The sequence below is a fragment of the Amaricoccus macauensis genome (genome assembly GCF_049800915.1).
In the GTDB taxonomy this organism is placed as follows: Bacteria; Pseudomonadota; Alphaproteobacteria; order Rhodobacterales; family Rhodobacteraceae; genus Amaricoccus; species Amaricoccus macauensis_A.
This window is the reverse complement of record NZ_JBNAFY010000004.1, coordinates 80087-92528: the sequence shown is the minus strand read 5'-3', so window position 1 is coordinate 92528 and position 12442 is coordinate 80087. Positions and strand designations below refer to the sequence as shown.

General features: G+C 62.4%; 10 protein-coding genes. 5 read left to right on the top strand and 5 right to left on the bottom strand.

Features of this window, described 5'->3' with window-relative positions; genetic code table 11:
• Nucleotides 1-36: 36 nt before the first annotated feature.
• A complete protein-coding gene (locus ACP15W_RS11075) occupies nucleotides 37-1590 on the top strand; it encodes a winged helix-turn-helix domain-containing tetratricopeptide repeat protein (protein ID WP_424932953.1) in 1554 nt (517 codons plus the stop codon).
• A 506-nt stretch (nucleotides 1591-2096) separates the two neighbouring features.
• Here ACP15W_RS11075 and ACP15W_RS11070 read toward each other — a convergent pair.
• Nucleotides 2097-2558 carry an Lrp/AsnC family transcriptional regulator gene (locus tag ACP15W_RS11070; protein WP_424932952.1) on the bottom strand — a complete coding sequence of 154 codons (462 nt, stop codon included), beginning with the start codon at nucleotides 2556-2558 and terminating at the stop codon, nucleotides 2097-2099.
• A 155-nt stretch (nucleotides 2559-2713) separates the two neighbouring features.
• On the opposite strand from ACP15W_RS11070, the gene ACP15W_RS11065 reads away from it, so the two are divergent.
• A complete protein-coding gene (locus tag ACP15W_RS11065; RefSeq protein ID WP_424932951.1) occupies nucleotides 2714-3733 on the top strand; it encodes a 1-aminocyclopropane-1-carboxylate deaminase in 1020 nt (339 codons plus the stop codon).
• A 73-nt stretch (nucleotides 3734-3806) separates the two neighbouring features.
• On the top strand, nucleotides 3807-6203 hold the full coding sequence (locus ACP15W_RS11060) for a transketolase (RefSeq protein WP_424932950.1): 2397 nt from the start codon (nucleotides 3807-3809) through the stop codon (nucleotides 6201-6203).
• Here ACP15W_RS11060 and ACP15W_RS11055 read toward each other — a convergent pair.
• Together ACP15W_RS11055 and ACP15W_RS11050 are read right to left on the bottom strand one after the other, a co-directional pair.
• On the bottom strand, nucleotides 6095-6478 hold the full coding sequence (locus ACP15W_RS11055; RefSeq protein ID WP_424932949.1) for a hypothetical protein: 384 nt from the start codon (nucleotides 6476-6478) through the stop codon (nucleotides 6095-6097). The two genes, ACP15W_RS11060 and ACP15W_RS11055, sit on opposite strands and share 109 nt — an antisense overlap.
• On the bottom strand, nucleotides 6399-6863 hold the full coding sequence (locus ACP15W_RS11050) for a helix-turn-helix domain-containing protein (RefSeq protein ID WP_424932948.1): 465 nt from the start codon (nucleotides 6861-6863) through the stop codon (nucleotides 6399-6401). The genes ACP15W_RS11055 and ACP15W_RS11050 overlap by 80 nt, the downstream gene beginning before the upstream one ends.
• Nucleotides 6864-7045: 182 nt before the next feature.
• Here ACP15W_RS11050 and ACP15W_RS11045 point away from each other — a divergent pair, with 182 nt between their 5' ends.
• Nucleotides 7046-8245 carry an adenosylhomocysteinase gene (locus ACP15W_RS11045; protein WP_424932947.1) on the top strand — a complete coding sequence of 400 codons (1200 nt, stop codon included), beginning with the start codon at nucleotides 7046-7048 and terminating at the stop codon, nucleotides 8243-8245.
• A gap of 12 nt (nucleotides 8246-8257) precedes the next feature.
• Here ACP15W_RS11045 and ACP15W_RS11040 read toward each other — a convergent pair whose 3' ends face one another.
• Both ACP15W_RS11040 and ACP15W_RS11035 read right to left on the bottom strand, forming a co-directional pair.
• Nucleotides 8258-9730: an aspartate/glutamate racemase family protein gene (locus tag ACP15W_RS11040; RefSeq protein WP_424932946.1), complete on the bottom strand. Its 1473-nt coding sequence runs from the start codon at nucleotides 9728-9730 to the stop codon at nucleotides 8258-8260.
• A 75-nt stretch (nucleotides 9731-9805) separates the two neighbouring features.
• Nucleotides 9806-11113 carry a dicarboxylate/amino acid:cation symporter gene (locus ACP15W_RS11035; RefSeq protein ID WP_424932945.1) on the bottom strand — a complete coding sequence of 436 codons (1308 nt, stop codon included), beginning with the start codon at nucleotides 11111-11113 and terminating at the stop codon, nucleotides 9806-9808.
• A 376-nt stretch (nucleotides 11114-11489) separates the two neighbouring features.
• Between ACP15W_RS11035 and ACP15W_RS11030 the strand changes: the two genes are divergently transcribed.
• Nucleotides 11490-12401 carry a LysR family transcriptional regulator gene (locus ACP15W_RS11030; RefSeq protein ID WP_424932944.1) on the top strand — a complete coding sequence of 304 codons (912 nt, stop codon included), beginning with the start codon at nucleotides 11490-11492 and terminating at the stop codon, nucleotides 12399-12401.
• The last annotated feature ends 41 nt before the right edge of the window (nucleotides 12402-12442 follow it).

Sequence of the window (12442 nt, the reverse complement as noted above, 5' to 3'; positions counted from 1 at the left end):
ATGAGATTCTTTTGAAATTTTGCTAAGGTTGGCTTGATGGTAAGCACGGTGCGCATAGAGCTTGCGGAGCGCCGCCTCCTGGTCGATGGCGTGTCGGTCCGTCTGCGACCCAAAACTTTCGACTTGCTGGCCCTACTGGCGAGCCGACCCGAGCACCTGTTCACGAAAGAGAGCCTGATCGACCGGGTATGGGCCGGGCGAAGCGTCTCACCGGGCGTGCTGCCCGGCTGCATACGCGAGATCCGCCGGGTGCTTGGCGACGCGGCGCGGGTGCCCGAGTGGATCGAGACCGTGCCGGGTACCGGATACCGGCTTCTCCGGGGACCGGAGCTTTCGGCGGAGAGCGGAGGCCATGCGCGCGCAAAGGCCAGCTTCCGTCCGCCCGTGGCAGAATGGCGCTCGGGTCACGTGACCGTTGGCGTTCTGCCGTTTGCCGCTCGGGCGCTTGGGACCGAACCCGTTGCGCAGGCTCTGGCCCGTGACATCGCCGTGGGTCTGGCACGCGCGCGTTGGCTGACAGTCGCAGCGAGCGCCAGCGCCGAGGCCATCCCACGCGAGAACGGTCGCATGGCGGCGGCCGAGGCGCTCGATGTCGAATATCTCGTAGAAGGGGACCTGCAGGATGTCTGCGAAGTCTTGACCCTTCAGGTTACCCTCGTGGACGCGCGGACGGAGCGGATCCTGTGGGCGGACCGCGTAATGCGACGCGGCACCGATGTGGCCGAGTTGATGGAGGAAGTGTGCAGCTTGATTGTTTCCGCGGTCGAGAGGGAGATCGAGCTGAACGAACAGAAGCAGGCGATGATTGCGCCTGTCCGCGGAGTGGCGCCCTGGATCGGGCTGCACCGCGGAATGAGTCTCTTGCAAAGGCAGGATCCGACGACCCTTGCCGCGGTTGACGAAACCCTGCGGGCTGCTGCGCGCTCTGACCCTTCTTGCGCACGGATCGCCGCGGCACGATCCTGGCAAGCCTGGCAGGAGCTTTTCTTCGGCCTCGCGAAGGATCGCGAGACCAGTCAGCGAAAAGCGCGGGACTTCGCGCTGGAGAGCATCGCTCTGGATCCCCAAGACCCGCTGGGCCACTGGTCTCTGGGTCGAGCGCACTGGTTCTCGGGCGATCTGAGAGCGGCTGCCGAGAATCTCGAGCGCGCGGTGTCGCTCAACCCGAGCTTCGCCATCGGGCACTATTCACTGGGATACACGCAGTATCTGACTGGTCGAGAAACCGAAGCCATGTGCTCCTGCCGGGCGGCAATCCGCCTGAGCCCGCTCGACCCGATGGCCTTCGCGTTCCACTGCATCATGGCGCATCTTCTCTGCTTTGACCGCAAGACGGATGAGGCTCTGCGTCATGCCCGACGCATTGCCGATCATCCGAACGTCCACGCCTTTGCTTTGGCCGTGGCGGCTTGGGTCAACGAGATCTGCGGCGACCGCCGTGGAGCCATGGAAGGTCTCGCGCGGATTCGCCAGGGATGGCCCGACTATTCACGCCGCGCTTACATGGCCGCGCTCTTCCATCAGAGCCCTTGGTACCCGATCGAAAGAAAGCGCGCCATCGAGGGGGCGTTCGATCGCCTCGGCTTCTGATCTATGGTTTTGGCGCTCCTCCGCAAGCCGAGGAGCGAGGACACGCATCGGGGCTTCACTTGTACCAGCAATGGCGCGACGGCAGGTCTCGCGCTCCTGAATTGCGCAGTCGAAGTCCAGCGGGGCGGACAACAGATAGGCCCGCAATCCATCCGTCTTCTTGCCCGCCTTCGCAGTCTCGGCGCAAACTGCGCTGGCCCAGCGAACGGGGGAAAGGCAACGCAAAGGACCGAAAAGTGCCTCATGATTGTCGGCGCTTGCAAAAGACCATCACCAAAATCTCAGGCATAGGCCGTGTAACTGCTATGAGTGAGGGTCGAAGAGATTTGCGCGAATACTGCGAAGAGCTTTGGTTCAGAACATCCAGATTATCATTTTAAGAATGGATAAATAGCGAGGCGTTTCGCGCAATTGCCCATCACTTGCTGGCTGAAAGCAGCCCCGCGAAGCGCTGGGACATATTCATATGGCTGTGCAGGATATCCTGAGGGCAGCTGTCCCAGGTCTCAAAACGGCAGAGGGGCGCTGTCCTTGACTTCCTTCATGACAAAGAAAGTCCGCGTCTGGCGCACACCTGGAAGAGCGATGAGTTGCTTGCCGTGCAGCTTGTTGAAATCCGACATGTCGCGGACGCGGATTTTCAGCAGGTAGTCGAAATCCCCGGCGACGAGATTGCAGTCCAGCACTTGTTTCAACTTGATGACCGCCTGCTCGAAGGCCTCGAAGCTTTCCGGCGTGGAGCGGTCGAGTACCACACCGACCATGACGACCGCGCCAAGGCCAACGGGTTTCGGCGCGATCTGAGCATGAACGCCGGTGATGTAACCTTCCTCAAACAGTCGCTGGGTGCGGCGGTGGCAGGTGGGGGCACTGACATTCACGCGCAAAGCCAGTTCCGCATTGGTGAGTCGCCCGTCGGTCTGAAGGATCCTTAGAATGTTGATATCGATTCGGTCCAGATCCGCCATGAAAGAATCTTCCAAACTTGGTGATGATAGTTTCTTCAGAGAAGTTTCATCGTGTGTGTATCTATGAAGATGTAATGAAACGCCTGCATTTATGAAAGCACATTCTTCGGAGCTTTCTCTATCATCCAGGCAGACACCCCTTCAGGAGATGCCCGATGTCATTGCTCGAAAACTTCGAACGCTATTCGCTCACGTTCGGCAAGACGCCGATCGAACACCTGCCTCGCCTGTCGACCGAACTTGGCGGCAAGGTCGAGGTCTTTGCCAAGCGCGAGGACTGCAATTCCGGCCTCGCCATGGGCGGCAACAAGCTGCGCAAGCTGGAGTACATCGTGCCCGACGCCATCGCGTCCGGCGCGGATACCCTGGTTTCGATTGGCGGGGTGCAGTCGAACCATACCCGTATGGTTGCCGCAACTGCGGCCAAGCTGGGTATGAAATGCGTCGTGATCCAGGAAAAGTGGGTGCCGCATTACGATGCCGTCTATGACCGGGTCGGCAATATTCAGATGACCCGCCTGATGGGCGCCGACAGCCGACTCGTGGACGACGGGTTCGACATCGGCATTCGCAAGAGCTGGGAAGATGCGATCCAGTCAGTCAAGGATGCCGGTGGCAAGCCATATCCGATCCCGGCAGGAGCCTCCGTCCACAAATACGGTGCCCTCGGCTATGTCGGATTTGCCGAAGAGGTGGCCGAGCAGGAAAAAGAGCTTGGCTTCACCTTCGACTACATCGTGGTTTGCGTCGTGACGGGCTCGACCCAGGGCGGGATGATCGTTGGTTTCGCCGCGCAGGACCGCGCCGACCGGGTGATCGGGATCGACGCTTCCGGCACTCTTGAGCAGACCCGCGAACAGGTGCACGGGATCGTCGACAAGACAGCCGAGCTGGTTGGGCTGGGCCGTGAGGTGCGTGAGGACGAGATCGTCATCAACCCCGACTACGCCTATCCGGCCTATGGCGTGCCCTCGGAAGAAACCAACGACGCCATCCGGCTTGCTGCGCGGACCGAGGCGATGATCACCGATCCGGTCTATGAAGGAAAATCCATGCAGGGCCTGATCGACCTGACTCGCAAGGGCTTCTTTCCGGAGGGCTCCAGAGTTCTCTACGCCCATCTCGGCGGCGCACCCGCGCTGAACGGCTACAGCTACCATTACAAGGATGGCTAGGCTTTTCTCACTTTGCGAGAACTTCGCCCGCAAGGCGTGGGCGGACCATACCATCTGACCGAGAGACCCTACCATGCCCGTTGACTCCACTCATCTGAAGATCATTGAGCAGCGCCTCTTGTGGCTGTCGCATTGGATGATCCATCACGCCAACCACGTGCGTCCCAAGGTCGACGGGATCAAGGTTGGTGGGCATCAGGCATCGTCTGCCTCCATGGTGTCGATCATGACCGCGCTCTACTTCACGGCGCTGAGGCCCGAGGACAGAGTGGCGGTAAAGCCTCATGCCTCGCCGATCTTCCACGCGATGCAGTATCTCATGGGGAACCAGACCCGCGAGAAGATGGAAAATTTCCGCGGCTTCTGCGGTGTGCAGTCCTATCCCAGCCGGACCAAGGATATCGATGATGTGGATTTCTCCACCGGGTCCGTGGGGCTTGGTGTGGCATTCACGTCCTTTGCCTCGATCATTCAGGATTACATAAAGGCGAAGAGCTGGGGCGCTGATGTCCGCATGGGTCGCATGGTGGCGCTGGTGGGCGATGCCGAGCTGGACGAGGGCAATATCTACGAGGCGCTGCAGGAAGGCTGGAAGAACGACCTTCGCAACACGTGGTGGATCATCGACTACAACCGACACTCGCTCGACGGTATCGTTCGGGAGGGGCTGTTCGAGCGCATCGAGAAGATCTTCGACGCTTTCGGCTGGGATGTGGTGCGGGTGAAGCACGGCGTTTATCAGCGCGCGGCGTTCGAGGAGCCCGGTGGCGAAAAGTTGCGGGACTGGATCGATGGCTGCCCGAACCAGGAATACTCGGCGCTGACCTTCATGGGAGGCGCGGTCTGGCGCAAGCGGCTGATGGACGACCTGGGGGATCAGGGCGATGTTTCTGCCCTGATCGACCGACGCAGCGACGAGGAACTGGCCAGGCTGATGGAGAACCTCGGCGGCAACTGCGTCGAGACAATGGCCGAGACATTCGCTGCCATCGACCATGATCGCCCGACCTGCTTCCTTGCCTATACGGTGAAGGGCTGGGGCACGCCCATTGCTGGCCACAAGGACAATCACGGTGGCCTCATGAACAAGGCGCAGTTCATGGCGTGGCAGGCCCATATGGGTGTCGAAGAAGGAATGGAATGGGAGCCGATGGCGACGGTCGACAATCCGGCGGCGTTGCAGGATTTCCTGGCCCGGGTGCCGTTCTTCGTCCGGGGCACGCGCCGATACCGCGACGACAAGGTGGCCGTGCCCGCGATCGCCATCGACACCTCGCGCGAGACCTCGACCCAGATGGCGTTCGGCAAGATCCTCGACGATCTCTCCAAGGGCGACAGCGATCTGGCCGCGCGGATCGTCACAACCTCGCCGGACGTGACCGGGACCACAAATCTCGGGCCCTGGGTGAACCGACGAAAGCTGTTTGCGCGCTCCCAGCAGGCCGATGCGTTCTCAAAGCACCGCATTCCCTCCACCGCCAAATGGGATTTTGTGCCGGAAGGTCAGCATATCGAGCTTGGTATCGCGGAGATGAACCTGATGCTCCTTCTGGGAGCGGCAGGCCTTTCGCATTCGATCTTCGGCAAGCGCCTGATCCCCATCGGCACTGTCTATGATCCCTTCGTTGCTCGCGGCCTCGATGCGTTGAACTACGCCTGTTACCAGGATGCGCGCTTCATTCTGGTCGGCACGCCTTCAGGCGTTACCCTGGCCCCCGAAGGTGGAGCGCACCAATCTGTCGGCACTCCTCTGATCGGCATGAGCCAGGACGGGCTGGCCTCGTTCGAACCCGCCTTCGCGGACGAGTTGGCCGTGATCATGGAGTGGGCGTTCGACTATATCCAGCGCGATGGCGAAGGCGATCCATGCGAACGTACTTGGCTGCGGGACGAAACCGGTGGTTCCGTCTATCTGCGCCTGACGACCAATCCGGTTGAGCAACCGGGCAAGCGGGGCGACGAAGATTTCCGTCAGGGGACTATCGACGGCGCCTATTGGCTGCGCAAGCCGGGTCCGAATTGTGACGTGGTCATCGCCTACCAGGGCGCCGTTGCCCCTGAAGCGATCAAGGCCGCTGGCCTGATTGGGGAAGTTCGCAGAGATATCGGCGTCTTGGCCGTGACCTCGGCGGACCGGCTCAATGCGGGGTGGACGGCAGCGCAACGTGCCCGATCACGTGGCAACAAGGCGGCACAGTCCCATATCGAGGCGAAGATGTCCGGGCTTCCGTCCCATTGCAAGATCATCACCGTGATAGATGGCCACCCCGCGACTCTCTCGTGGCTTGGCTCTGTCGGGGGGCACCAAACCATTCCCATGGGTGTTGAGCACTTCGGCCAGACCGGCACAATTGGCGACCTCTATCGACACCATGGCATTGATGCCGCTGCCATTGTGGAAAAGGTCAATGGGCTGACGCAGGGAAGGGGTGTCGGTGGCGAGTTCCTGGCCTCGTTGGTTGACAACTGACGTCCGCACCTTTGTCGCCATTCGGTCCAGCTGCAGCGAATGGCGGCTGGGCCGCGCAATTTGTGGTGCCGACACCCCGCGATTTCCTGGTGCGGAAGGAATGGATCGTCGGCAACTATCCTGACGCGGGCGAGATCATCGTCATCCTCGTCGCTCACCTTCCATAGGCTCAGCGCGGCCAAGATGTGGCCACGGTCATCCCGAACGGGCACGGCGATGTCGCAGGTCTGGCGGAATTCCTCTTGCAGACTGACGGCAAAGCCGTCTTGCTTCACTTGTTCGATCTGCGAGGCGAAACGGAAGGCCGACCTCTTCGGTATGAATGAAGAGCACCGATCGCGCATCCAGGACTGACAGGGCCACCCGCAACTTCGTCGCGCGGCAGAGTGTCTTCATGTGTGGTGCCGCGATCCGTGCGATATGGTGCCGGGTCTGCGTTCGCACCTCCCACCGCATCAGGCGGGATCCAGGGTCATATGTCTGCCACTCCGGGTCACAGCTCAGCACATCGGCGTCGCGCAGCAATACCAGCAGACGATGGACCGAACTTCTGGGCCAGCCACAGGTATAGGTAATTTCGGCGAGGTTTAGCGGCGTCTCGGCCTCTGTGACCAAGTCCATCAATGCCATCGCTTTGGTCAGGATCGAGCTTTCCGGCATGACTGCTTCCTGTGAGGCTGGAGACACGCTGCGGTAGGAAAGCGGGCCTGCGCTTAGGGAACTGGAAAACGGGGACCGGGCCTTCCTGATTACGGTTCGGTTTTTCGCCGCCGCCGGGGAGCGCATCATGATATGCAATGAGAAAATGTATAAGTGCACGATTGATGTCAGTGGTGACAAGAATGGCGCCATGGCTGAGCGGTTCGGGCATATATACCATTCGCAAGATGGCCGAGGGGCCGGTTCGGGGCCAGAACGGGGATGTGCCAGACATGACGGAGATCACCAGCGCATGGGCGCGGCGGCACATGCCCCGCACGCGGCGGGCCATCGAAAGTCTGCCCGCCATGGCGGGCGTCAAGCTGGCCATGAGCATGCATCTCGACATGAAGATGGTACCGCTCGTCGAGGGGCTTGTGCATCGCGGAGCGGCGCTCTTCATCACCACCTGCAATCCCGCGACGGTTCGCGACGACGTGGTCGAGGCCATGCGGGCCTGCGGAGCGCGGGTCGAAGCCTGGAAGGACATGGCAGATAAGGACTGGCGGGCCGCGGTTGCCGCGGGGCTCGACTGGGGGCCGACCCATCTGAGCGAGATGGGTGCGGACTATACCCATTTCCTGCTGACGCACGACCGTCCCATGCCGCCGGTGCGCGCGGCGCTGGAGGCCACCGGGTCAGGGATCAATCGGTTGCAGTGGAACCTGCCGCCCTGGCCGATCTTCAACTGGGACGATCTGCCGGTGAAGGAGGGGCTGCACAACCGCCACATGGTCGGACTGACAACATGGGCGGCGTTCCTCAACCGGACCCTTCTCAGCCTTCACGAGAAGACCGTGCTCGTTGTCGGCTATGGTTCGGTGGGGCAGGGGCTGGCGGCGTCTGCCCGCGCTTTTGGCGGAATGGTTCAGGTGGCCGAGACCGATCCGGCGCGCATCCTGCAAGCCCGCTATGACGGGTGGCCGACCGGTTCGGTTGACAGGCTTGCCCCCGTCGCGGATGTGATTGTCACCGCCACGGGTGCGCGCCATGTGCTGCCGTTCGAGGTGATTGCGGGGCTCAAGAACGGCTGCATCCTGCTCAATGCCGGTCACCGGATCGACGAGATGGAGCTTGGTCCGTTGCTGGAGTTGCCGGCGGAGGAAAGCCTGCCCAGCATCACGACCTACCGCCTGGGCAATGGGCGGGAGGTGCATCTGTTCGTTGGCGGGGCAATGGCGAACCTGACGGCCGGAGAGGGCGACAGTCTCAATGCCTTCGATGTCACGCTCGCGGTCATGGCCGAGGGTGTGGGCCATATCGTCGGGGAAGGTGAGCGGGCCGTGCCGGGGGTGCATCTTCTCCCCCGGTCGGTCTGGGAGCGTGCCTGCCCCGATCCGTGAGGGGCGGTGCTCCTATGCGGTCTGAGCCGAGGGTGCTGCGGTGCCCTGCGCCACGGACACGCATTTCCGCGCGAGAATGTCCGTCGGGTCCAGGAGGACGGGAAGCCCCTCGGAGGTTGCGCCATCCGGTGCGATCAGAGGGAGTTCCGTGCATCCGAGGATGGCCGCCTCCGCCCCCTTGTCGCGCACGTGCTTGATGGCGGCGAGAAGGTCCTCTCGGCATTGACCGGTCGTGAAACCGGCTTTCACGCCTTTTTCCCCGTAGATCGCGGCCATGACGCGGTCCTGCATCGGTGCATCGGGCGTGATGAGCGTGAGTCCCACGGCTTCGAGCGCCTCCTGGTAGACGCCGGAAGCCACGGTGCCGGCGGTTGCCAGCAGCCCGACGTTGCGGATCTCGGGGTGGGCGGCCCGGATGTGGGCTGCGGTTTCGGTCAGCATGTTGACGATCGGCACGCCGAGGTGGCTCTGGATCCGGGCGACATAGGCATGAGCGGTGTTGCAGGGAATGGCGATGGCATCCGCGCCATCCGCCTCGAGCCGCTTGCAGGTGGAATAGAGCGGGATGGTCGGATCGTCGCCATCGCTGATGAGGTTCGCGGTGCGGTCCGGGATCTGCGGGTTCTGCTCCACGACCATCTTGATGTGATCCTGATCGCGCGCGGCCTTGGTGCGCTTCACGACCTTGTCCATGAAATCAACCGTCGCTGCGGGGCCGACGCCGCCCACGACGCCGATCTTGAAAGGTTGCGACCGGCCTGCGCCGCCATGGGCCAGCGCGTATTCGGCGTAGGCCTGGTTGACGTCGAGGATCGGGGTCGCGATGCGCGGACGCAGCGTGTCGATCAGGATGGGAAGCTCGGTGGAGCCGAGAATGATGACATCCGCTCCAAGGCTGGCGAGGTTCTCGCAGGCTTCTGCGAGCCATTCGACGGAGTTGCCGCTCAGTCGTCCGGCCTTGATGCCGGCGGGTCCGTAGACGGCGGGCATGACGGCCGAGCTCTGCACGTCGTCGTCGGGGTAGATCACCTCGCGGGACGGGCCGAGTGCGCGATCGAAGAGCCCGGTCTTGCGCACGTAGCTCGAGGTGATGACACCGACGCGCCGGGCCTCGGGGTGATCGCGGGCGAGCTTGTCCTGAACGGCATCGACGAGGCTCAGAACGGTGAGGCTGACCTCGGGAGCGACCTCGCCCAGAAAGCTGTGGGATATGAAACAGGGCAGGAGGGCGATCTGGCAGCCTCTACGCTCCATTTCCTTGAGCGTGTTGTAGACGTAGAACTTGCGGTGGTTCGGGTTGTAGTGCGCGTCGGCAATGGCGCCGGCGTCGTCGAAGGGCTGTTGCTCGAAGCTGATGTCGAGCTGCTCGTGGTCGCCGCCGGCAGGTGTGGACTTGATGATCTTCATCAGCAGGTCGGCGCCGCCGATGGCGCCGAGCCCGCCGACGATACCGAGCTTGTTTCTCTTGGGGGACTGATAGGTCATTATCCTTGGGTCCGTGGCAGCGGGTGAAGGTCAGGGGAGAGGCGGCGCACGGTCGCGCCGCTCCCGGGCTCCGGTTCAGGAGATGGCTTCGCTCAGTTTGGGAGCGTCCATGACATGGGGCGTGTCATAGGCCTCGACGTCAAGCTCGCCTTCGCTTTTCGCGACCACAACGGTGACGGCGCTGTCGCCGGTGACGTTCAGCGCGGTGCGTGCCATGTCGAGGATGCGGTCGATGCCGGCGATGATCGCGACGCCTTCGAGCGGCAGGCCGACCGAGGTGAGAACCAGCGAGAGCATGATGAGGCCGGCGCCTGGCACGCCCGCGGTGCCGATGGAGGCGAGCGTCGCGGTGAGGATGATGGTGATGTAGTCGCCCATTCCCAGATCAACGCCGAAGGCCTGGGCCACGAAGAGGGCGCAGACACCCTGGTAGAGAGCGGTGCCGTCCATGTTGATCGTGGCGCCGAGCGGCAGCACGAAGCTGGAGACACCCTTCGAGGCGCCGAGGTTCTTCTGCACGGCGGTCATGGTGACGGGGAGGGTCCCGGAGCTGGAGGTGCTGGTGAAGGCCACCATCTGCGGCTCCAGGACGCCCTGAAAGAAGCGGACCGGATTGAGGCCGGCACCGAATTTCACCAGGCCGCCATAGACGAGCAGCGCATGGATGGCGCAGCCGAGGTAGACAGCACCGATCACCGTGCCGAGCGGCAGCAGGAGGTCGAGCCCGTAGGTGCCTGCGACCCAGACCATGAGCGCGAAAACACCGTATGGGGCGAAGGCGATGATGATCGCGGTCAGCTTGTAGATGACTTCGGAGAGCGCCTCGAAGAAGTCGCGCACCGGCCTGCCCTTTTCGCCCGAGAGGTTGATCGCGAGGCCGAAGAAGATGGCGAAGACGATGATCTGGAGCACGTTGCCGTCGGCGGAGGCGGCAATCGGGTTCGTCGGAACGAGGCCGGTTATGGTTTCGACGAGGGTAGGTGCTTCCTGCGCTTCCGCGGCGGCGGAGGCGGTCATGTCGAGACCGGCGCCCGGCTGGAAGATCACCCCGAGGGCAAGGCCGATGGTAATGGCAACGGCGGTGGTGCCGAGGTAGAGCGCCACGGTCTTGAGCCCGATGCGGCCCATCTTGGTCATGTCGTGCATGGACGTCATGCCGGTCACGAGCGAGACGAAGATCAGCGGGACGATCAGCATCTTGATCGCATTGATGAAGATGGTGCCCACCGGCTTGATTGCGGTGGCAGCGGCTTCATTCCCGGTCTGGTTCAGGATGACGCCGATGACGATCCCCGCCCCGAGGGCTATGAAGATCTGCTTCCAGAGCATCATTGCTCTCCAGCGGCCCCAAAGGCCCTGCGATGTGCCGGATGTTTGGTCCATGTCGTTTGCTCCTGCTTGGTGCGCGGTGGCGTGCGGTTCTAGGTCTCTGAGTCGGGGACAGCCCCGGTGGATCGGGCCGAGCGCGGTGATCGGGAGCGCCGCGATGGCAGAACTCTCCCGTTCGCCGCATGTGTTCATGCGTGCGCGCCCGGTTCAGTCAGTCAGGCATTCGACGATTTGGCCCGCCCTGTCTGGAGCTATGAGCGTGGTGGTTTGCTCCGGGGCTCCGCTGCGGTCAGGCCGTTTCGTTAAACTTTTTATGATCGAGCGAGGGGCGCATATCCAATGCCGTTTCGACATGCATCATGCAAAATTTGCATAAGCAATCGCGCTGACGCATGTTAGGTGGGGGTGAGGCAATGCAAGGAGGACAGGCGTGGAACTGAGCTGGCTCGAGGATTTCCTCACGCTTTCGATCACCGGGAATTTCTCGAAGGCAGCCGAGACACGAAATGTCAGTCAGCCGGCCTTCAGCCGGCGCATTCGCAATCTGGAGTATTGGGTCGGCACGCCTCTTGTGGATCGCGGCGTCTACCCGATCGCGCTGACGCCCGCCGGGGAGGCGTTCCGCAAGCAGGCCGAGGAAACCGTTCAGACGCTGCAATATGCCCGCGAGGAGGCGAAGGGGCTGGTGCCGCGCTCAGGTCCGTTGGTCGCGTTCACCGGGCTGCATACCATGGCGATCAACTTCTTTCCGAAATGGATCGCGCAGGTGCAGGAGGGTATCGGCGAGATTCAGATCCGCATGGTGGCGGACAATCTTTCGGGTTGCGTGGAGGCGATCATGTCCGGCTCCTCCGACCTGATGCTTTGCTATGCGCATCCGAGCGTTCCGAGTGCGCTCGACATCAATCTCTTTCCCTCCATCGAACTTTCGGTGGACCGCATCCTGCCGGTGAGTGCCGCGCGGAAGGACGGCGCGCCGAAATACGATCTCAGGCGCGACGAGGACATTCCCTATCTCTGGTATCCGCCGGAGTGCTTCATGGGGCGCATCATCAACCCGATCGTTTCGGGCTCCGCGCTGGGTTCGCGGCTGAAGTTCCACTACGAGAATTCCATGACCGAGGCGCTGAAAGCGGTGGCTGTCGGAGGCGGCGGGCTGGCATGGCTGCCGGAGATCTCGATCCGGAACGAGCTCAAATGGGGGGCCTTGAAGCTCGCGGGCGATGAAAGCCATGCCAAGACGGTGTCGATCCGGCTCTATCGTTCCATCGAGCGAAGCCGCCCGGAGGTCGAGCGTCTCTGGGCATTTGCCTCGAGTTCCGTGAAGCCTGCGGCGGAGTGAGAGAAGCCACATTCTGTGTGATACGGCTTCCCCGGTGAGGA